The following is a 21,366-nucleotide window of genomic DNA, read 5'->3' as shown; positions in this document are numbered from 1 at the left end:
CCTCAACCGAAAGTCTGATTCACCACGGTTCCGCAGGTCGGGGCCCGGTCGAGGTGACCGGGCGGCCGTCAGCGGCTGTTCTCGTACACCCGCATGCTGATCGTGGCGAGTTCCAGCAGCGGGGTCGGCACGTCGAGCTGGCGGGCCCGCTGGAGGAAGTCGCCGAGCAGATGGTCGGATTCGGTGGGATAACCCTGGCTGAGGTCGCGGTACATCGACGTGGCGGCGGGCGAGCCGGGAGCCGTCGCGCTCGCGCGCAGGCCGTTGTGGATCTGCTCCGGCACCGGATAACCGGCCGCCGCCGCGACCGCCGCGCACTCGTCGACCAGGGCGGCAGCGAACTGCGCGCCGCCGGCCGCGACGATCTCGCCGATGGTGCCGCGCATCATGCACGTCGCACCGCCGAAGGAGGCGATCAGCACCCACTTCGTCCACATCTCGGCGTCGATGTGCTCCGACAGCGTCGCCGGGAAGCCCGCGCCGCTGAGCGTCTCGTGCAGCTCCGCCAGCCGCCGCGGCGCGGTGCCGACACGGGCGCCGTAGAACATCTCCTCCAGCTCGCCGACCCGGAAGATGTCGCCTTCGGTGTCCACAGTGGTCTGGACGCGGACCACGCCGCCGAGCACACGGTCCGCGCCGAACCGCTTCTCCAGGACCTCCAGGTGCCGCCTTCCGTTGAGGAACGGCATGACCAGCGTGTCCGGGCCGACGGCGGGCGCGAAGTCCTCGATCGCCGACTCCAGGCTCACCGCCTTCACCGACACCAGGACCACGTCGTACGTCTCGGTGATCTCCCCGGTGACCAGCACCTTCGGCTTGATCGCGAAGTCCTGCCCCGCGCCGTGCACCCGCAGGCCCCGTTCGCGCAGCACCTCCGCCCTTCGCGGCCGCACCAGGAACGTCACATCCCGGCCCGCCGTGGCCAGCCGCGCCCCGAACAGCCCGCCGGTCGCCCCCGCGCCGATGACCAGGATCCGCACGCCGCGCCCCTCTCGTAAGATGTGTTCGCCGTTCACATCTTACTCGTCGCTGACCAGCAGATACCTCTCGTCGGCAATCGGCCCGCCCCACAGCGCCCGATCGTCCAGAGTGCACAGTTCCGCGTGCTTTCGGTGCCGCAGAACCAGCTCCCGGCACGCCTCCGCCGTGATGCCCGCCCCCGTCGACCATCGGCCCTCCACCAGCAGCAGCCGCCCTCCGGGCTTCAGCAGCCCCACCCACCGCTCCAGGGCCTCCGCCGGCAGCGTCCACAGCACGTGCCGGGCGAACACCACGTCGTACACGCCCGGATCGAGCGGCGGATCCGCCGCGTCGCCCAGCCGGAAGTCCGCGTCACACTTCGTACGGGCGATCTCCAGCATCCGGCTCGACCGGTCCACCCCGTGCACCTCGTGGCCCGCCTGCGCGAACAGCGCCGACACACTGCCCGTCCCACAGCCCAGATCCGCGATCCTCCCCCGCCCCTCAGGCAGCCTCGGCAGCAACAGCGCGGCCCAGGCCGCCTTCACCGCAGGGTCGCGCAGCCCGTGATCCGGCTCCTCGTCGAAACTCTCCGCCGCCTCATCCCATGACATAGGCCCATCCTGCCGCTTGAATAACCCCATGATCGTGCGAACCGCCCAACCCGCCGAACTCGCCGCCGTCGGCGAGCTCCGGGTGGCCGCCTACAACTCCGACCACTTCCTCGACCCCTTCCCCGCCTACGCCGACACCCTGCGCGCATTGGGCTCGCACGGAGTGGTGCTCGTCGCCGTCGAGGGCTCGCATCTCCTCGGCACGATCACGTTGGAGCATTGGCACTCCGGCAGCGACCTGGCGGTCGGGTCGGAGGAGGCCGAGATCCGGGCGCTGGCCGTGTCGCCTTCGGCACAGGGGCGAGGGGTTGGTCGGGCGTTGGTGCGGGCGGTGGTTGAGCTTGGCGTGGAGTGGGGCGTTCAGCGGGCCGTCCGTCGGCTGGTGCTGCATTCGCAGCCGACAATGGTTACCGCCCACCGGTTGTATGAGGAGGTTGGGTTCGTGAGGGTGCCGGATCGGGACTATCGGGGTGCGACGTTTGAGTTGTTGGCGTATGCGCTGGAGCTTGAGGTGGGTGGTTGAGCGGTGGTGGTGCGTGGGGTGCCCGGCGGCGAGCGGTTGCGCTGTTGCAGCTGCTGGCCTGCCGGCTGGCACTGGCTTCTGAGTCGTGGTGGTGCGGTGCGTGCGGTGGGTGCGGTGGGTGTCCGCACCGCGCGGTTGCCGGTTGGCTGGTTGCCAGGTCTCACAGCGAGGTTGCTGTCGTGATCGGCGGCCGCGCATTGCCGCCGCTGCCACGTCTCGCACTGCCGCTAACTCCTGCGCGTGCGGTGGTGCGTCGGATGTCCGCACCGCACGGTTGCCGACCTCTGCCTATACAACAAGCATTCTCTCTTCGGCATGCGGTGCTGGAGTGGAGGGGGCGCGAGGTGGGTGGGTGAGCGGGGTGCGTTGCGCGACATCGGGTGGGCGGGTACGCGTGTTTACAGAAGGCTTGGGACGGGTCGGAGGGTGGGGGTTGGATCATGGAGAGGGAAGCGTTGCAGGGGAAGCTGGAAAGCGCTTTCCCGCGAAGGGAATGAAGGTCGCCACGATCGTGTACAGGTTGGTGCGTAACGGAAATCGATCACAAAAGGGTAGTAGAATGGGGGTATGTCAGCGAATCCTGAATTCCCTGCCGACACCGAAGGGTGGCAGCACGGCGAACTGGAGCTGTGGCAAGCCGGCGAAGAAGCCGAAACCCAGTATCGCGCGCTCTACATCCAGCAGCTGGAGCGAGTGTGGGAGGTGTGGGACCGCTCGTGCCGGTCGAAGGAAGACCGGACCTCGATCGTGTCGACAATGGTGCTGCGGTGGCGGCTCACGGTCAGGGAAGCCCGTGAGCGGCTTCGGTACGCGGAGTTGTTCCACAGCCAGGCGATCCGCGAAGCAGGCCGCGCTGGGGAGTTGGACCGGGAGCATCTGAAGATCATCCACGAGACGTTGCGGATAGCGCCGGCGGTCGAGCGGGACCGGGTTGAGGCGTCGTTGTTGGAGAACGTTCAGTTCGATGAGGGCGAGTTCAAGAACATCGCGCAGCGGATCCTGTTCCACCTCGACCAGGACGGCAAAGCCCCGAACGACCGTGAACTGCGGGAGCCGAAGCTGGAGTTCCGCTTCGAACGCAAGCTGGACGGCAGCATGGTGTTCTGGGGAATGCTTGATCAGGAGTACGGGGCGAAGATCGCGGCGATGCTCAGTGCGCTGGCCAAGCCCACCTCCGGCACAGACCCCCGCACCACCGCCGAGCGGCAGGGGGATGCGTTCGCGGAGATCATCGAACTGGCCTCCCGCAGCGAAGGCCTGCCCGAGCAGGGCGGGGAACGGCCGCACCTGACGTTGTCGATGTCCTTCCAGGATTTCATGGACAACACGGGTGTGGCGAAGGTCGAAGGCGGCGGTGTGATGAGCGCGGCGGAGGCCCGTCGGATCGCGTGTGACAGCACGGTGATGCGGCTGGTGCTCGGGGCCGGCAAAGAGATCCTGAATGTGGGGCGGCAGCAGCGGACGGCCCCGAAGGGGATCCGCAAGGCCCTGATCGAGCGGGACGGCACCTGCGCGTTCCCGGGCTGCCAGACCGAACCGGCGCGGTGCCACGCCCACCACGTAGTCGAATGGGCGAACGGAGGACCGACCAGCCTGGACAACATGGTGCTGTTGTGCGGAGCCCACCACAGGCTCATTCACCACAGCCGGTGGACGGTGACGATGGTGGACCACAGGCCGATGTTCGCCGACGGGCTAGAGGACGCGGGCTAGAGAAGGCACCGCCGTGAGCCGGCGGTGGTTACGACCGCGCCCGGGAACGGCTAGCAGCAAAGGGATCGATGCGCGCCACCCCCGACCGCGAGGCCTGCGCGGCGGCCCTGTGCACGGGAATGCGGCGAGGCTAGTGGGGCAGGGCGCGGCGAGGGCGGCGGGAGACGGTGTCGCGGTAGTCCTCGATGGCGTAGGCGATCTCGGTGATGCTGCGGGTGTTCTCCAGCGAGGGGAGGTACTTCACGTGGCGGGCCAAGGTGAGGAGGTCGACGGTGAAGTAGACGGCCATCAGGGGATTGACGAAGAGCTCGCTGCCGGAGGTGCGGGAGGTGACGTGAACGTTGCCGAACTGGCCACGGACGGCGGCGGCGATCTGGCCGTTGACGATGCTGGGACGCAGAGGGGTGGAGGACTGGGCGTGGGAGACGGCGTCGAGATAGGCAGCGGCCTCGGGAGAGTCGGGAGGGATGGAGAGGGCGCCGAGGTAGCCGCCAACACGTTGCAGCATGGCGAGATTCTCCAAGACGTCGGCGTGACTGACGCCATGGAAGGAATCGATGCCGAAGCCGAGGCTGACGACGAGACGGTCGATGCCGTCCAGGCCGGCGACGGCGGCGAGGCTGGCCATGTCCTCCTCGGGAGTGCCGATGCCGGACTCGTCGCCCTGCATGAGGATGTCGGTGCCGCCGTCGACCAAGACGATGGCGTCAAGGTCGAGGCGCCTCACGAGGGTGGCGTAGGCGGAGCGGAGCGGCTGGACGCCGGTGCGGGGGAAAGCGTACACAGTGGACGGAAGAGAACGAGCCGAGAGCCAACGGGACAAGGTGCGCTCGGGGAAGTAGCCGGCGCCGCCGAGACTGTCGGGGGTGACGGCGGCGAGGCCGGGCTCGACCCAGGAGTCGATGTCCAAGCCGTCCAGGTTGCTGAACGACAGGTTGGCCAAGTGCACCTGCTTTCCCAAGGCGCGCAGAGCAGTCGCCAAAGGGAGGCCGGCGTAGACGTCGAAACCGCCGCCGGCGCCGGCAATGAGGATCCGCTGTGCACCAGCCAAGCGGGCGAACAAGGGCGGCACGGCCAAAGTGCTCACGACCAGCACCTCTCCAAGTGGTCCAAGGCATCGTCGGAGGTAGTGAACACGGTGATGACGCCGGCGGCGTCGCGAATTCCGCACCGGTAGGGCACACGGCCCATCGATGCGGCGACCGAGGCGAACCGGAAAAGCGCCTCGGGGCAACGGTTGCACGCCAGCCAAGCGACATCGCCCCGGCCCGGCAGGCGCTCCTCGAACTCCAGGCCCTCCCAGGTGTCCTCGCCCACGCGCCAACGCCGCTGGTCGACGTCCGGGCAGAAACGCAGATGGAGCAAGGCCTCATCGGGACGCGAAGAGGACTGGGCCAAACGCTGCCGCAACGACGGGGTGATCGGCACGTGGAGGCCGTACAAATAGCCGACGGCGGTGTCGAAGGCCAGCGCGGACTCGCCGTGATCGAGCAGGTGACGGGCGTCGGCGGCCTGCTCGGCGGGCAGCGACAGCCAGACCTCGTCGAACAGGCGCTGGTCCCAGGACCACATCAGATCGTCCGAAAGTCTGAGACGGAACCACTCGCCGGATCGAGGCGGCGACCACGGGCGAAGGCGAAGATCGATGTCATGACCAAAGAGCTTCGCACCTCATGGCTGCGCATCACGGCCGGATCGGTGATCGCCGTGCTGACGATCATCGGATACACGCAGGGCTGGTACGGCACCGGCACGGAACAACTGGTGCTGCAAGGCGTCGTGGCGCTGTGCGGGGTCGCGATGGTGGTGCAAGGGGTCACCGGACTGTTCACGGAGCGTCGGCGGTGACGCGGACCACCAAGGTGCGCGCCACCAGGTCGCCGACGCGCTGGTGCCGAGGGCTGAGCAGCATGACAAGCAACCCGGCGAAGCCGAACGCGAAGCCGTCGACGGTCTGGAGCAGCCAACGGATCGCATACGTGCCGAGCGTCGGGGCGCCGCCCCACTCGGTGATGATCCGCAGGCCCAACAGCCTCATCGCCGGCGTGCGGCCGCAGGTGTGGTTCGGCACCCACACGTCGACCACCAGGTTGCCCACCAACAGGGTGACAAGGAAGAGGGTCGCGGGCACGAACACCAACGACCGGTTACCGGAGATCGCGATCACCGAGCCGATCAGCAAAGCCAACGCGGGCACGGCGACAAGCAAGCGGTCGAGCAGCCACTGCACGCAGCGCCGCCCCACCACGCGCGTCCGGTCGTAGGTCTCAACAGACGGCATAGCAGGCCCCAAATCCCTCGGCACGCCGCACGATCCGCCCGTCGCGGACACGAATCGCCACCTCAGTTCCGTCCACAATGGACGCGACGCCGGCCGCGGCGGCGAGGGAGCCGGAATCCGAGACGATCTGCACGCGGGGCCAGGCCGTGCGCGGGAACGCATGGTGCAGGTGCCAGCGGAAGTCGGCGATCACCAAGCGCCCCAACGCGGACAGCTCGGCCGGCTCGGCCGTGACCAAGGCGATCGTCACCTCGTCGGACGGCGTGGCCGAGCGGATCATCTCCTCGGCGGCGGACAGGCGGTGCAGTCCGAGGATGGCCACCACGCCCTTGCCGGCGCGGATCGGCTCGCCGGTCAACAGGTCCACTGCCGCCGGGGGGCTCCACGGCTCGTCCACGGCCCGGACCGGCGGCACGAGCGGCGGCCGCTCCGGCCAGACGTCCCTCAGTCCCAGGTCCGGCATGGCCGCGCAAGCCGTGATCACGTTGAACGGCTCGACAAAGCCCGGCGCGGCCACCGCCAGCTGACTCGCCCCGTGCAGCATGGTCAGCGCCGACTCCGCCACCCGGACCAGGCGGCCCGCCGCCGGATCCAGCCGTTCCAGGGCCAGGCCCAGCAGGCTCGCGGTGAAGCGGCTCAGCTGCGCGAACGGCCGGCTCGTCTGCTCCGACGCCAACACCTCCGGCATCAGGTCCAAGCCCAGGCGCGCGGAATCACGGTCGTTCACCAGCGGCAGCCGGGTCACCCAAGCGCGGGCGAACGCCGCCAGCGCCTCCCGGGGCGTCAGGCCGATCTCCGGATCGCTCGACAGAAGAGCCCGCTCGGCGTCTTCGGCCAGCACGGCGAAGTACAGCGCCCGCTTGCCCGGGAAGTTCGAGTACACGGCCCCACGCGTGAGCTCGGCCCGCTCGGCGATGACGTCGACCTTGGCCTCGCGAAACCCGCGCTCGGCGAACTCCGCCCTCGCCGCCGCCAGCACCCGGCTCCGGTTGAGCTCCTGCGCCTCCGCCCTGGTCAGCCGCGCCATGCCGCTCCTCGCCCGCCGTACTCCGCCGCCGCGACCGGCGAACTCTTGCGCCGGCGCCCGCCGCGAAGATACCGTCACCACTCAGATGGTAGAAACATATGATCCCATCATCTGAATGGAGCGACCATGCAGCTCGACCCCGCCGACCCCGCGGTGATGCTCGATCCGGTGGCCACCTACGCGGCGGCCCGCGCGGACTCGCCGGTGGCGACGATGGAGGTGCCGGGGCTCGGCACGTTATGGATCGTCACCCGGCACGAGCACGCCCGAGCGATGCTGACCGACCCCCGGTTCCGGCTGAGCCGGGCCAGCTACGCGATGCGGCCACAAGGCCTGCCGGACACGCCGAACCTGGGCGAGATCGACGGCCCGGACCACACCCGGCTGCGCAAGTTCGCGGCGCCGGCCTTCACGGCCCGCCGGGCCGCCGAGTTCCGGCCCAGGATCGAGCGGACGGTTGACGAGCTGCTCGACGGCCTGGAGCCGCCGGCCGACCTGGTGCGGGACTTCGCCCATCCGATGCCGATCGAGGTGATCTGCGACGTCGTCGGCATCGCTGAGACGGAAAGGCCGATGTGGCGCCGGGTCGGCGTCGCCGTGGTGAGCGGCCAGGGCCAGGCGTTCCAAGAGGCGATCCCCGAGGTCATCGCCGGGGCCAAGGCCGCGGTGGCCCGGCGGCGCGCGGAACCGGGCGACGACCTGCTCACCGACCTGACGCGGTCGGAGGCCTCGGACGACGAGCTCGTGGTGCTGGTGTGGCATCTCGTGCTGGCGGGCCAGGTTCCGGGCAACCTGATCGCCAACGCCGTGGAGGCGCTGCTGCGGCATCCCGAGCAAATGGCTCTGCTGAAGGAAAATCCGGAGCTGATACCGAGGGCGGTGGAGGAACTGCTGCGCTGGTGCACCCCCCAGCTGCTGACGGTGCCCCGCTTCACCACCGAGGACGTGGAGATCGGCGGCGTGCCGATCCCGAAGGGGGAACAGGTGACCGTGTCGATGCTGTCGGTCAACCGCGATCCGGCGGTCTTCCCCGACCCCGACCGCCTCGACGTCACGCGCACGCCCGGCTCCTTCAGCCACCTGGCCTTTGCCCACGGCGCGCACTTCTGCCTCGGCGCGGCGCTGGCCCGCATCGAGACCGAAGTCGCGCTGACGGCCCTGATCAACCGCTTCCCCGGCCTCCGCCTCGACGGCGATCCCGTGCGCACGCCCGATCCCGGCAACTGGCGGCTGGCCAGCCTCGGCGTAACTTGGTGATCATGTTGCCACCGCGGGCCCAGGATCTCGTCGACCGCTACACGGACCGCATGGACCGCGAGAGTCCAGGCCTGTTGCAGGGCCTGTACCTGGTCGGATCCGTTGCCCTGGACGACTTCCACGACGAGGTCTCGGACGTCGACTTCGTGGCGGTCGCCGATAACCCGGATCCCGAACTGCTGCGGAAGGTGCATCAGGGGCTGGAGAAGTTCGACGGCCTGTACGTGACCTTCGGGGATCTCCGCACCAGCCCGTCGAAAGTGCCGCCCGGCCACTTCCAGCTGGAAGGCGAGCTGAAGACGGGCGACGAGGGCCGGTCGCCGGTGGAGTGGATCACGCTGGCCAACTACGGCGTCACGATTCGAGGGCCGCGCCCGGCCGAGCTCGACGTGCACGCCGATCCCGAGGAGCTGCGGGAATGGGTGCGCGGCAACGCGAACAGCTACTGGCGGCAGTGGCTCGACGACCCGTCCGACCTCATCTACGACGCCGCGATCGCCTGGACGGTGTTGGGCATCAGCCGACTGCACTACTCACTGGTCACGGGCAACATCACCTCCAAGTGCGGCGCCGGGCACCATGCCATCAAGGCCTTCCCCGAGCACCGGGCGGTCATCGAGGAAGCCTTGCGGCACCGGACAACCCAGATCGGCCAGGGCGGCCCGCCCGACCTCGAACGCCAGGCGGCGGCGGTCGCCTACCTGGAAGAGGCAATCGCCAGTTTCGGTTGACCGCAACCGTCCCGGGGTCGTGACTCCGGGCATGGTCGGAAAAATTGTGCTGGTTCTCGCGACCGTGGCGACCGGCCTGGGCGCGGGCTTGTTCTACGCCTTCAGCTGCGCGGTCATGCCCGGGCTGCGGCTGGCCGACGACGCGGTCCGCGTGCAGACCATGCAGCGCGTCAACGCCGCGATCCAGAATGGCTGGATCTTCCTCGGCTTCGGCGGCGCGCCGCTGCTCACGGCCGTGTCGATCCTGCTCGACGCCCTCGCCGGCGACTGGTCCGAGTGGCCGGCGAGGCCGTCGGCCTGATCCTGTTCGACGCGGCCCTGGTGATCACGTTCGCGGCGACCTGAGCCCGACGGATCGGGCAGAGTCGGCGGACCGCCGGACACAGCGCCTTGGGGCCCGCGCACAACGGGCTGATAATTACTTCCGTAAAATTTGTGCATTCGCCTGGCTGGGTGCCGTGAATGCACTCAGACGGTCGACAACACTGTTTCTGAAACACTGCCGGGACCGAAAGGCGCAATGGCCGCATCCGTTGCGCCAAACGGCCGCGCTCCCCTAATTAGAGTCTTGAACTAAGTGGTGGATTTATGCTTCCTTGACTGCACGTCGCCCGCAGACCGCCAGCTCGGACGGCCCCTACCCGTCGCCCTGAACGGAAAGGGTCCAGTCAAGGTGAAATCGAGACTCGCGCGCGCGGTCGTGGCCGCGCTGTCCATGGTGTTGCTGTTGTCCACGGCAGCCAACGCCCCCGCCGCGCCCCAGGCGCCGCAGTTCAAGGTCATCGCCTTCTACAGCGGCACCTACGACGACGCGCACATCGCATTCGAAAAGGAGGCGGCGGTCTGGTTCCCCCAGGTCGCGGCGCAGTACAACTTCTCGTACCAGCAGACCAACAACTGGTCGATGCTCACCAGCCTGACCACGGCGCAGGCCACTGTGGTCATGTTCCTCGACGACGTGCCGACGGACTCCGGCCAGCGGGCCGGATTCCAGCACTACATGCAGAACGGTGGCGCGTATTTCGGCTGGCACGTGTCGGCCTACAACGACTCCGGCACCGGCTGGCCATGGTTCAACAACACGTTGATGGGAACCGGCACCTTCAACAACAACACCTGGTTCCCGACGACGGCCATTCTGCACACCGATTCGTCGCACGCGGCCACCCGTCGCCTGCCGACGACGTGGATGGCCGGCGTGAGCGAATGGTACAGCTGGCAGAACGACCTGCGACAGAACCCGAACATCCAGGTCCTGGCCTCGGTGGACGCGTCGAGCTTCCCGGTCGGCACCGACCCGGCCCAGTCGTGGTACAGCGGTTACTACCCCATTCTGTGGACGAACAAGCAGTACAAGATGCTGTACGCCAATTTCGGCCACGACGCGATGAACTACACGACGAAGACGCCACTGTCGTCCACTTTCGCGGACCCGGTCCAGGACAAGTTCATCATCGACGGCCTGCTCTGGCTCGGCGGCGGCACACCCACGGACGCCCCCACCGACCAGATCAATCCGGGCGGCTTCTTCACCGTGATCAACAAGGGCAACAACAAGTGCGTCGACGCCCGCAGCGCCGGCACCACGAACGGCACGGTGATCCAGCAGTACACCTGCAACAACAGCACCGCGCAGCAGTTCCAGTTCCAGGGCACGAACGGCCCGTGGCTGCGGGTCAACAACCGCGCGAACACCGCGGAGTCCCTGGACGTGTCGGGGCGTTCCACCTCCGACGGCGCCGGCATCCAGCTGTGGGCCTTCGGCGGCGGCACGAACCAGCAGTGGCAGGCGGTGCAGGAGCCCGGCGGCTACTGGCACTTCACCAGCATGGCCACCCAGAAGTGCCTGACGGCGTCCGGTTCGGGCGACGGCACGCAACTGACGCAGGCCACCTGCACCGGCATCGCGTCGCAGTCCTTCCGCCTACAACAGCAGCCCTGACCCCTGCCCCCTGATCCCTGATCCCTGATCCCATGCAGGGAAGGACGCCTTACCCGCGTTGAACGAGGGTAAGGCGTCCTTCCCTGCATAACCCTTGCCGTCAGGCCGCGCTGGCGGCCGTGGCGAGCAGGCGGGGGGCGTTGGACAGCACGATGCCGGCGGCGCCCCGCACCTCGGCCCGATCCCCCAGCTCACCGGCCACCACGTCCACCTGCCGGGTGCCGAGCGACAGCGCGTGCTTGCGGATGTTCCACCGGACGGGCGCAAGGATCAGCTCGCCGGCCGAGGCCAGATCTCCGCCCACCACAACGAGTTCCGGGTCCACGAGCGTCACCACCGAGGCCAGCACCCGGCCGACGGCCTCGCCGGCGTCCTCGATGGCCCGGCACGCCCCCGGGTTGCCCTCGGCCACCAGCCGCGGCAGGTCCAGCGGCGTCACCGGCTCGCCCCAGCTGCGGGCCAGCAGCTCGGCCACCGCGACCGGGCTCGCCACCGTCTCCAGGCAGCCCCGGTTGCCGCAGCGGCAGATCCGCCCGCCGGGCTCGGCCAGCAGGTGCCCGACCTCGCCGGCCAGTCCCCGTGCGCCGAGCATCAGTTGTCCGTCAACGACAATGCCCGCGCCGATGCCGGCGGACAGCCGGACGTACACCATGTCCCCGGTGTCGCGGGCGACGCCGTAGAGCCGCTCGGCCAGCGCGCCGGCGTTGGCGTCGTTGGTGACCAGGCCGACCAGCCCGGTGCGCCGCTCCAGCTCCCACGCCGGCCGCAGCCCGGCCCACGCGGACATGATCATCGACCGGCCCAGCTCGCCGCTGCGCTCGACCGGCGAGGCGATGCCGGCGCCGATGCCCAGCACCCGTTCGACCGGGATGTCGTTGTCCAGCAACGCCTGCGAGACGAGGTCGGCCACGAGGTCCAGGGTCTGCGACGGCTCCCGGTCGACCTCCTTGACCACGAACCGGTCCCACAGCGGCGTGCCGAGCAGGTCGCACAGCACCACCCGCACGTGCTGGTGCCCGATGTCCGCGCCCAACGCGTACGCCGCGGTCGGCACCAGCGACAGACCCTGAGCCGGTCGGCCGGTGCGGCTGGCCGAGGCCGGCGGCTCGTCGTCCTCCCGCACCAGGCCGACCGCCATCAGGTCCGCGACCAGCGTGGACACGGTCGCTTTGGACAGTCCGGTCTGCCGGACCAGCTCCACCCGGCTGCTGTGTCCGGTGCGGTGCAGGGCCTGCAGCACCCGCAACCGGCCCTCTTCCCTCAGGTTGAGCGGAGCCTGCGCCATGCCGTCACCGTAACACCTTGACTTAGGGGCACTACCGGACAATCCTGGGCATCGTAGTCCAGCCGGGGCGCCATTTTGGGCTAAAGACAGCCATAATGGCCTCGCCGCCAGCCCCGCACCGAAGCTTCTCCAACGACGGAGGCGCCCAGTCATGCGGATAACGGCGACAGTGGCCTCGGCGTGCGCGGTGGTCTGCGCACTCGCCCTGACCGGTGGCAGCTCGGCTGCCACCGATCCCGTTCCCCTCTACAAGGACACGCACTACACCTTCGCCGAGCGCGCGGCCGACCTCGTGTCGCGGATGACGCTGGAGGAGAAGGTCCGCCAGCTCTCCACCAACAGCGGGCCGGCGATCCCCAGACTCGGCGTGCAGCAGTACACCTACTGGAGCGAGGGCCAGCACGGCATCAACCGGCTCGGCGCCGCCACCAACCCCAACACCCCGCCGGACCAGGTGCACGCCACCAGCTTCCCGACCAACTTCGCGTCCAGCATGGCCTGGGACCCGGACCTGGTGTACCAGGAGACCACCGCGGTGTCGGACGAGGTGCGCGGCTTCCTGGACAAGTCGTTATGGGGCGTGAGCCCCAACAACATCGGTCCTGACGTCAACAACTACGGCTCCCTGACCTACTGGGCCCCGACCGTCAACATGGACCGCGACCCGCGGTGGGGCCGCACCGACGAGGCGTTCGGCGAGGACCCCTATCTGGTCGGGCAGATCGCCGGCGCGTTCATCGACGGCTACCAGGGCAACCAGGCCGACGGCACGCCCGGCAAGTACCTGAAGGTCGCCTCGACGGCCAAGCACTACGCCCTCAACGACGTCGAGCTCAACCGCACCGGCATCAGCTCCGACGCCAGCGACGCCGACATCCGTGACTACTACACGGCGCAGTTCCGGGACCTGATCGAGAACGCGCACGTGTCCGGGCTGATGACCTCGTACAACGCGATCAACAACACCCCGTCGGTCGCGGACACCTACACGACGAATGCGTTGGCGCAGCGTACATACGGCTTCGGCGGCTACATCACCTCCGACTGCGGCGCGGTGGGCACCACGTACCGGCAGCCCACCGGCGGCCACAACTGGGCGCCGCCCGGCTGGACCACCGACGGCAAGGACTCCGGCTCCACCTGGACCAACACCGCCAGCGGCACCAAGGTTTCCGGCCCGGCCGGCGGCCAGGCGTGGGCGCTGCGGGCCGGCACCGCGCTGAACTGCCCGGGCGAGGAGAACACCCTGCCCAACATCCAGGAGGCGATCAACGCCGGCGTGTTGAGCGAGGGCGTCATCGATGCCGCGCTGGTGCCGGTGTTCACCATCCGGATGCAGACCGGCGAGTTCGACCCGGCCGGCTCGGTGCCGTACACGAAGATCACCAAGGACACCATCCAGAGCCCGGCCCACCAGGCCCTGGCCCAGAAGGTGGCCGACAACTCCTTGGTGCTGCTGAAGAACGACAACAACGTGCTGCCGGTGACACCGTCCAAGGTGCACAAGGTCGTCATCCTCGGCGACATGGCCAACAAGGTCACCCTCGGCAACTACTCGGGCCAGCCCAACGTGCAGGTCGGGGCGGTCGGGGGCATCAAGGCCGCGCTGCCCGGCGCGCAAGTGATCTTCGACGCCGCGGGCACGTCCACCGGGTCCACCGGCGCGGCGGTGCTGTCCGCGCAGACCCAGGCCGACATCAAGAGCGCCGACCTGGTGGTGGAATTCGTCGGCACGGACGGAAGTGTGGCCAACGAGGGGCATGACCGCAGCACGCTGGCCATCCCGGGCAACTACCACTCGCTGATCACGCAGGTCGCCGCGCTGGGCAACCCGAACACCGCGCTGGTCGTGCAGTCCGACGGCCCCGTCATCCTCGACGACGTGCAGGGCTCCGTGCCGGCGATCCTGTTCTCCGGCTACAACGGGCAGGCCCAGGGCGCGGCCCTCGCGGATGTGGTGACGGGCAGGCAGAATCCGAGCGGCCACCTCAACTTCACCTGGTACAAGGACGATTCGCAGCTGCCGCCGATGAACGACTACGGCCTGGCGCCGGCGGCGACCGGCGGACTGGGGCGGACCTACCAGTACTTCACCGGCACGCCGAGCTATCCGTTCGGCTACGGCCTGAGCTACTCGTCGTTCGGCTACTCCGGCGCGTCCGTCGACCGGTCGACGGTCAGCGCCGACGGCACCGTGAAGGTGTCGTTCACCGTGACCAACACCGGCAAGACCGCCGGGGCCACGGTCGCACAGCTCTACGCGGCGCAGAAGTTCACCGTGCCCAACGTTGAGCTGCCGGTGAAGCGGTTGGCCGGCTTCAAGAAGACGGATGTGCTGAAGCCCGGCCAGTCGCAGAAGATCACCATTCCGGTGAAGATGGCCGATCTGTCCCAGTGGGACGGCGCCAAGCAGACCGTGTACGACGGCGTCTACCAGTTCCAGGTGGCGTCCAACTCCCGTGACGTGGCCGGCAGCGTGCAGACCACGGTCACCGGGGCGATCACGCCCAAGATCTCGTACGTCACCGTGCAGCCCGGCCAGGTGGTGTACCGGGCCGGCGACACGATCGACCTGACCGGCAAGAACAAGTGGATCGCCGACGACACCGGCCAGCAGCACGCCTCGGCCGACAACGTCGTGGTGGCGGCGAACAACGATCAGTCCTTCGTGGACCTGTCCAAGGCCAAGGTCACCTACGCCAGCAGCAACACGGCGGTGGCGACGGTCGACTCGAAGGGCCTGGTCCGGGCGGCCGGCGACGGCGTGGCCACGATCAAGGTCACGGTCAACGGCGTCACCGGCACGGCGGTGATCGTCGTCGGGCACTCGCTGTCGCTGTCGATCCCGCCGATCGTCAAGGCGGGCAACAGCATCACCGCGACCACCACGTTCGCCAACGGCGGCAGCTCGGCCATCACCAACGTGACGATGTCGATCACCGCGCCGGCCGGCTGGACGGCGACGGCGACCACCCCGGCCACGTTCCCCTCGGTCGCCGGCGGCCAGACGGTGAAGACGACGTGGCAGATCACCGCGCCGGCCAACGCCGCGGCCGGGTCGTACCCGTTCAGCGCCACGGCCACCACAAGTGCCGGCACCAGAACGGATGTCGGCCAGACGGCCGTGCCGTACCCGTCGTTCACCGCGGCATACAACAACGTCGGCATCAGCGACGACCACAACACCGGCGCGGCCAACCTCGACGGCGGCGGCCTGAGCTACTCGGCCCAGGCGCTGGCGGCAGCCGGCGTCGCATCAGGCGGCACCGTGCAGCACGACGGCCTGACCTTCACGTGGCCGACCTCCGGCAACGGGCAGGCGGACAACGTGCTCACCGGCGGACAATCGGTGCTGTTGACCGGTTCCGGCAGCAAGCTGGGCTTCATCGGCACCGGCGACTCCGGCACACCGTCGGGCGGCGGCGCCATCGTCTACACCGACGGCACCACGCAGCAGTTCGCGCTGGGCTTCAACGACTGGTGGTCCTCGCCGTCGATCCCGGGCGAGGACGTGCTGGCCGCCTTGCCGTACCTCAACAACAGCGGCGGGCAGCAGACGCAGAAGGTCAACATGTACTACTCGTCGGTGCCGCTGCAGGCCGGCAAGACCATCTCCGTGGTGACCCTGCCCAACGTCGCCTCGGTGGCCACGCAGGGCCAGCCCAAGCTCCACGTGTTCGCCATCGCCGTCGGCTGACGGCCATCCGGACCGCCCCGCCCGGTCAACGACGACCGGGCGGGGCACCCGCACCACTTTCCGACGGAGGCAGCCAAGTCATGCGATTATCGGCGACTGTGGCCTCGGCGTGCGCGGTTGCGTGCGCGCTGGGCCTGACCACCGGCAGCGCGGCTGCCACCGATCCCGTGCCGGTCTACCGGGACACGCACCACTCCTTCGCCGAACGCGCCGCGGACCTGGTGTCCCGCATGACGTTGGCCGAGAAGGTCGACCAGCTCTCGACGATTCCGGCGCCGGCCATCCCGCGCCTCGGCGTCCAGCAGTACATCTACTCCAACGAGGGTCAGCACGGCATCAACCGGCTGGGCTCCTCCACCAACCCGCCGGCGGGCCAGGTCAACGCCACCAGCTTCCCGACCAACTTCGCCTCCAGCATGGCCTGGGATCCCGATCTGACGTACCAGGAGACGACCGCGGTCTCCGACGAGATCCGCGGCTTCCTGGACAAATCCCTGTGGGGCGTCAGTCCCAACAACATCGGCCCCGACGTGAACGGCTACGGCTCTCTGACCTACTGGGCCCCGACCGTCAACATGGACCGCGATCCGCGCTGGGGCCGGACCGACGAGGGCTTCGGCGAGGACCCGTACCTGGTCGGACAGATCGGCGACGCGTTCATCGACGGCTACCAGGGCAACAAAACGGACGGCACGCCGAGCAAGTACCTCAAGGTGGCGGCGACCGCGAAACACTTCGCCCTCAACGATGTCGAGCTCAACCGCATGGGCATCACGTCCGACGCCAGCGACGCCGACATCCGCGACTACTACACCGCGCAGTTCCAGGAACTGATCCAGAACGCCCATGTGTCGGGGCTCATGACCTCGTACAACGCGATCAACAACACGCCCGCCGTGGCCGACACCTACACGGTGAATGCCTTGGCGCAGCGGACATACGGCTTCGACGGCTACATCACCTCCGACTGCGGGGCCGTGTCCACCACGTACCGCACGTCGCCCAACGGCCACAACTGGGCGCCGCCCGGGTTCACCACCGACGGCAAGGACGTCCAGTCCACCTGGACCAACACCGCAACCGGCGCAAAGCTTTCCGGCGCGGCCGGCGGGCAGGCGTACGCGCTGCGCGCCGGCACCACGGTGAACTGTCCCGGGGACGAGAAGGACAACACGCTTCCGAACATCCAGGAAGCGATCAACGCGGGCGTGCTCAGCGAGGGTGTGCTGGACGCCGACCTGGTGCGGCTGTTCACGGTTCGCATGCAGACCGGGGAGTTCGACCCGGCCGGCAGCGTGCCGTACACGAAGATCACCAAGGACACCATCCAGAGCCCGGCCCACCAGGCCCTGGCCCAGAAGGTCGCCGACAACTCCTTGGTGCTGCTGAAGAACGACAACAACGTGCTGCCGGTGACGCCGTCCAAGGTGCACAAGGTCGTGGTGCTCGGCGACCTCGGCAACAAGGTGACGCTCGGGGACTACTCGGGTCAGCCGAACGTGCAGGTCGGAGCGGTGGGCGGCATCAAGGCGGCCATGCCCGACGCGCAGGTGATCTTCGATTCCGCCGGCACGTCCACCACTGCGACCGTACCGGCCACGCTGTCGGCGCAGACCCAGGCCGACATCAAGAGCGCCGACCTGGTGGTCGTCTTCGTCGGCACGGACAGCGCCGTGAACGACGAGAGCCATGACCGGAACACGTTGGCAATGCCCGGAAACTACCGCTCGCTGATCACGCAGGTGTCGGCGCTGGGCAACCCGAAGACGGCGCTGGTGGTGCAGTCCGGCGGCCCGGTCGTGCTCGACGACGTGCAGGGCAGCGTGCCGGCGATCCTGTTCTCCGGTCCCAACGGGCAGGCCCAGGGGGCCGCCCTGGCCGATGTGTTGACCGGCAGGCAGAATCCGAGCGGCCACCTCAACTTCACCTGGTACAAGGACGACTCGCAGCTGCCGGATATGGCCGACTACGGGCTGGCCCCGGCGGCGACCGGCGGCCTCGGGCGGACCTACCAGTACTTCACCGGCACGCCGACGTATCCGTTCGGCTACGGCCTGAGCTACTCGACCTTCGCCTACTCCCAACCTCGCATCGACCGCTCCACGGTCAACGCCGACGGCACCGTGAACATCTCGTTCACCGTCACCAACACCGGCCGCACGACCGGGGCCACCGTGGCGCAACTCTATGCGGCGCAGCAGTTCACCGTGCCGAACGTGCAGCTGCCGATCAAACGGCTGATCGGCTTCAAGAAGACCGACCAACTCAAGCCGGGCGCGTCGCAGCGGATCACGCTGCCGGTGAAGATCTCCGATCTGTCCCAGTGGGACGGTGCCAAGCAGACCGTGTACAACGGCGCCTATCAGTTCCAGGTCGCGTCCAACTCGCGCGATGTGGCCGGCTCCGTGCAGACCAAGGTGACCGGGGCGATCACGCCCAAGGTCGCCTACGTCACCGTGCAGCCCGGCCAGGTGGAGTTCCGCGCCGGCGACACGCTCGACCTGACCGGCAAGAACCAGTGGATCGCCGACGACACCGGCCAGCAGCACGCGGCCGCCGACCACATCGTCGAGGCCGTCAACAACGATCAGTCCTTTGTGGATCTGACCAGAACCAAGGTGAGTTACGCGTCCAGCAACACCGCGGTCGCCACCGTCGACAACAAGGGCCTGCTTCGGGCCGTGGGCGACGGCGTCGCCACGATCAAGGCCACCGTCAACGGCGTCACCGGCACCGCGGTGATCGTCGTCGGGCACTCCCTGGGGCTGACCGTGCCGCCGGTCGTGACCGCGGGCGGCAGCGGGACGGCGACGACGACGTTCACCAACGGTGGCACGGCGGCGATCCGCACCGTGACGATGTCGATCGCCGCACCGCCCGGTTGGACGGCGACCGCGACGACGCCATCGACGTTCGCCTCGGTCGCCGGCGGTCAGACGGTGAAGACCACCTGGCAGGTCACCGCGCCGGCCACGGCGACGCCGGGCACCTATCCGCTCAGCGCCACGGTGTCCAGCAGCGCCGGCACCAAGACGGACTCCGGCCAGACCTCCGTGCCGTACGCGTCGCTTTCCGCCGCGTACAACAACACCGGCGTCAGCGATGATCACAACACCAGCGCGGGCAACCTCGACGGCGGCGGTTTCAGCTACTCCGCGCAGACCTTCGCCGGCGCCGGCCTCACGCCCGGCGCGGCCGTCCAGCACGACGGCCTGTCCTTCACCTGGCCTGCCGTCGGTGCGCCCGACAACGTGCTCACCGGCGGGCAATCGGTGCAGCTGACCGGATCCGGCGGCAAGCTCGGCTTCATCGGCACCGCCGACTCCGGCGCGGTGTCGGGCACCGGCACCATCGTCTTCACCGACGGCACCAGCCAGCAGTACACGCTCGGCTTCGACGACTGGTGGTCGGGCTCGACGTCGATCCCCGGCGAGGAGGCGGTCGCCACGTTGCCGTACCTGAACAACAGCGGCGGCCAGCAAGGACCGAACGTGCACCTGTACTACTCGCCGGTCCCGCTGCCGGCCGGCAAGACGATCTCCGTGGTGACCCTGCCCAACGTGACCTCGGTCGCCGCCCAGGGGCAGCCCAAGCTGCACGTTTTCGCGGTCGCCGTCGGCTGACGGCCGGCAGGACGCCCCGCCCGGACACTGTCGACCGGGCGGGGCTTCCGCATGCCCATTGTCTGTAGTGTCAGCTTCTTGCGTTAAATAGTCGTGCTATTGCAGCTTGCTGTTCAGAATCCTATGGTCGGTTCCCATCCGTGCTACCCCGGCTTCCGAATGGACCCTGCCATGCGAAGCTTGCGAAGCCTGATCGCCGTCGTGGCCCTGCTGCTCGGCGCCCTGGTCGCCGTGCAGGCCCCGCCCGCGCTCGCCCGCAACACGGCCGGACTGTCCGACAAGGTCCAGCTGTTCTACTACCCCTGGTACGGCAGCCCGACCGTGAACGGCAGCTACCGGCACTGGGACCAGGGCGGGCACACCCCGCCCGACGACATAGGCGCCAACTACTATCCCTCGCTCGGCGCCTACGATTCCGGCGACTTCGCCGGGGCCGTGGACCAACAGATGACCTGGATCGCCCGCTCCGGGGCCGGCGTGATCATCTACAGCTGGTGGGGCCAGGGGTCCTATGAGGACGGTCTGGCCTCGGGCGTGCTGGCCGCCGCCGCACGGCACGGCATCCGGGTGGCCTGGCACATCGAGCCGTACGGCAACCGGACCGCCGCCTCCGTGGCCTCCGACGTCGACTACATCGACTCCCGCTACGGATCGAGTCCCGCGTTCTACCGGGATCCCCTGCACGGCAACAAACCCGCGTTCTACGTCTTCGACAGTCTGAACATTGCCGACTGGTCCGCCCTCGACTCGGTGACCGGGGCCAACATCGTGCTCGCGCAGACCACCGACACCACCAAGGTCGCGCATTTCAACGGCATGTACACCTACGACGGCATCGCCGCCGCGACCGCGCCGGGCTGGGCCGATGCCGGCGCGTACTGCCATCAGCACGGCATGGTGTGGGCTCCCTCCGTCGCGCCCGGCTACCTCGACGACCGCGCGGTGCCCGGCAACACCACGCCGACCGTCAACCGGGACAACGGGGCCGAGTACGACAAGACGTGGAACAACGCGCTGAGCCCGAGCATCGGCGGCAGTCCGGACTGGGTGTCGGTGACCTCGTTCAACGAGTGGCACGAGGGCTCCCAGATCGAGCCGGCCAGCTCGAATCCCCCGGCCGGACGGGGATACCTGACCTACGACGGCGCTTACGGCCAGACCGGCACCGCCTCGTCGACGGCGTACCTGGACCGGACCAAGTACTGGGTTGACAGGTTCGATCCGGCCGTGACGGCCCCGTCCGACGTGAACCTGGCTCTGGGCAAGGCAATGACCGCCAGCGGGTCGCAGGGCGGCTTCCCACCGGGCAACGCCAACGACAACAACGCCAACAGCTACTGGGAAAGCGTCAACAACGCGTTCCCGCAATGGCTCCAGGTCGATCTCGGCGCTTCGAGCCCACTCAACTCGATCACCCTGACGCTGCCGCCGTCCACCGCTTGGGGCGCGCGGACGCAGACCCTGACCGTCAGCGGCAGCAGTGACGGCACCAACTTCTCGACTTTGGTGGCCAGCAAGGGTTACACCTTCGATCCGGCCAGCGGCAACAAGGTCACCGTCTCGCTGCCCGGGAGTTCGCAGCGGTACGTGCGGCTGACGATCACCGGCAACACCGGCTGGCCGGCTGGGCAGGTGTCGGAGTTCCAGGTCTACGGCACCCCGTGAAACCGCGAGTCCCGCTCTCGGGCAGGCATGAACTCAACACAATCTTGC

At 68.6% G+C, this 21,366-nt stretch carries 17 protein-coding genes; 10 read left to right on the top strand and 7 right to left on the bottom strand.

What is annotated here, in order from left to right; genetic code table 11:
- Positions 1-68: 68 nt before the first annotated feature.
- On the bottom strand, positions 69-980 hold the full coding sequence (locus tag AB0M73_RS40205; protein ID WP_363902967.1) for a ketopantoate reductase family protein: 912 nt from the start codon (positions 978-980) through the stop codon (positions 69-71).
- Positions 981-1,019: 39 nt separating this feature from the next.
- On the bottom strand, positions 1,020-1,574 hold the full coding sequence (locus AB0M73_RS40200; protein WP_363902964.1) for a class I SAM-dependent methyltransferase: 555 nt from the start codon (positions 1,572-1,574) through the stop codon (positions 1,020-1,022).
- A gap of 28 nt (positions 1,575-1,602) precedes the next feature.
- Here AB0M73_RS40200 and AB0M73_RS40195 point away from each other — a divergent pair, with 28 nt between their 5' ends.
- Positions 1,603-2,097, top strand: coding sequence for a GNAT family N-acetyltransferase (locus AB0M73_RS40195; protein ID WP_363902961.1), 495 nt, complete (start codon positions 1,603-1,605; stop codon positions 2,095-2,097).
- A gap of 567 nt (positions 2,098-2,664) precedes the next feature.
- A complete protein-coding gene (locus tag AB0M73_RS40190; RefSeq protein WP_363902958.1) occupies positions 2,665-3,810 on the top strand; it encodes a DUF222 domain-containing protein in 1,146 nt (381 codons plus the stop codon).
- A gap of 130 nt (positions 3,811-3,940) precedes the next feature.
- Here AB0M73_RS40190 and AB0M73_RS40185 read toward each other — a convergent pair whose 3' ends face one another.
- Both AB0M73_RS40185 and AB0M73_RS40180 read right to left on the bottom strand, forming a co-directional pair.
- A complete protein-coding gene (locus AB0M73_RS40185) occupies positions 3,941-4,897 on the bottom strand; it encodes a DUF1152 domain-containing protein (protein WP_363902955.1) in 957 nt (318 codons plus the stop codon).
- Positions 4,894-5,382, bottom strand: coding sequence for a hypothetical protein (locus tag AB0M73_RS40180; RefSeq protein WP_363902952.1), 489 nt, complete (start codon positions 5,380-5,382; stop codon positions 4,894-4,896). Before AB0M73_RS40180 ends, AB0M73_RS40185 begins: the two co-directional genes overlap by 4 nt.
- Positions 5,383-5,460: 78 nt before the next feature.
- Between AB0M73_RS40180 and AB0M73_RS40175 the strand changes: the two genes are divergently transcribed.
- Positions 5,461-5,658: a hypothetical protein gene (locus AB0M73_RS40175; RefSeq protein ID WP_363902949.1), complete on the top strand. Its 198-nt coding sequence runs from the start codon at positions 5,461-5,463 to the stop codon at positions 5,656-5,658.
- Here the strand turns inward: AB0M73_RS40175 and AB0M73_RS40170 are convergent.
- Entirely contained in the window at positions 5,639-6,091 is a 453-nt protein-coding gene (locus tag AB0M73_RS40170; RefSeq protein ID WP_363902946.1) for an RDD family protein, read from the bottom strand. The genes AB0M73_RS40175 and AB0M73_RS40170 overlap by 20 nt on opposite strands.
- Positions 6,078-7,118, bottom strand: a complete 1,041-nt coding sequence (locus AB0M73_RS40165) for a TetR/AcrR family transcriptional regulator (protein WP_363903042.1) — start codon at positions 7,116-7,118, stop codon at positions 6,078-6,080. Before AB0M73_RS40165 ends, AB0M73_RS40170 begins: the two co-directional genes overlap by 14 nt.
- Positions 7,119-7,244: 126 nt before the next feature.
- Here AB0M73_RS40165 and AB0M73_RS40160 point away from each other — a divergent pair, with 126 nt between their 5' ends.
- The 4 genes from AB0M73_RS40160 (at position 7,245) to AB0M73_RS40145 (ending at position 11,048) form a co-directional block, all read left to right on the top strand.
- Positions 7,245-8,375 (top strand): cytochrome P450, encoded by a 1,131-nt coding sequence (locus AB0M73_RS40160; protein WP_363902943.1) that lies wholly within the window; start codon positions 7,245-7,247, stop codon positions 8,373-8,375.
- A 2-nt stretch (positions 8,376-8,377) separates the two neighbouring features.
- On the top strand, positions 8,378-9,106 hold the full coding sequence (locus tag AB0M73_RS40155) for an aminoglycoside adenylyltransferase domain-containing protein (protein ID WP_363902940.1): 729 nt from the start codon (positions 8,378-8,380) through the stop codon (positions 9,104-9,106).
- 31 nt (positions 9,107-9,137) lie between these two features.
- Complete coding sequence (locus AB0M73_RS40150) at positions 9,138-9,407, top strand: hypothetical protein (protein ID WP_363902937.1); 270 nt, start codon at positions 9,138-9,140, stop codon at positions 9,405-9,407.
- 372 nt (positions 9,408-9,779) lie between these two features.
- Positions 9,780-11,048: a ThuA domain-containing protein gene (locus tag AB0M73_RS40145; protein ID WP_363902935.1), complete on the top strand. Its 1,269-nt coding sequence runs from the start codon at positions 9,780-9,782 to the stop codon at positions 11,046-11,048.
- Positions 11,049-11,148: 100 nt separating this feature from the next.
- On the opposite strand, the gene AB0M73_RS40140 is transcribed toward AB0M73_RS40145, so the two are convergent.
- Entirely contained in the window at positions 11,149-12,333 is a 1,185-nt protein-coding gene (locus tag AB0M73_RS40140; RefSeq protein WP_363902932.1) for an ROK family transcriptional regulator, read from the bottom strand.
- A 151-nt stretch (positions 12,334-12,484) separates the two neighbouring features.
- Here AB0M73_RS40140 and AB0M73_RS40135 point away from each other — a divergent pair, with 151 nt between their 5' ends.
- From AB0M73_RS40135 to AB0M73_RS40125, 3 genes are all read left to right on the top strand, one after another.
- Positions 12,485-16,030, top strand: a complete 3,546-nt coding sequence (locus tag AB0M73_RS40135) for a glycoside hydrolase family 3 C-terminal domain-containing protein (protein WP_363902929.1) — start codon at positions 12,485-12,487, stop codon at positions 16,028-16,030.
- 80 nt (positions 16,031-16,110) lie between these two features.
- Positions 16,111-19,653, top strand: coding sequence for a glycoside hydrolase family 3 C-terminal domain-containing protein (locus AB0M73_RS40130; RefSeq protein WP_363902926.1), 3,543 nt, complete (start codon positions 16,111-16,113; stop codon positions 19,651-19,653).
- Between the two features lie 171 nt (positions 19,654-19,824).
- Positions 19,825-21,318 (top strand): discoidin domain-containing protein, encoded by a 1,494-nt coding sequence (locus tag AB0M73_RS40125; RefSeq protein WP_363902923.1) that lies wholly within the window; start codon positions 19,825-19,827, stop codon positions 21,316-21,318.
- The last annotated feature ends 48 nt before the right edge of the window (positions 21,319-21,366 follow it).

This window comes from Kutzneria sp. NPDC051319, from assembly GCF_040682195.1.
GTDB lineage: Bacteria > Actinomycetota > Actinomycetes > Mycobacteriales > Pseudonocardiaceae > Kutzneria.
Note: the sequence above shows the minus strand (reverse complement) of the source record. Positions and strands in the feature narration are given on the sequence as shown.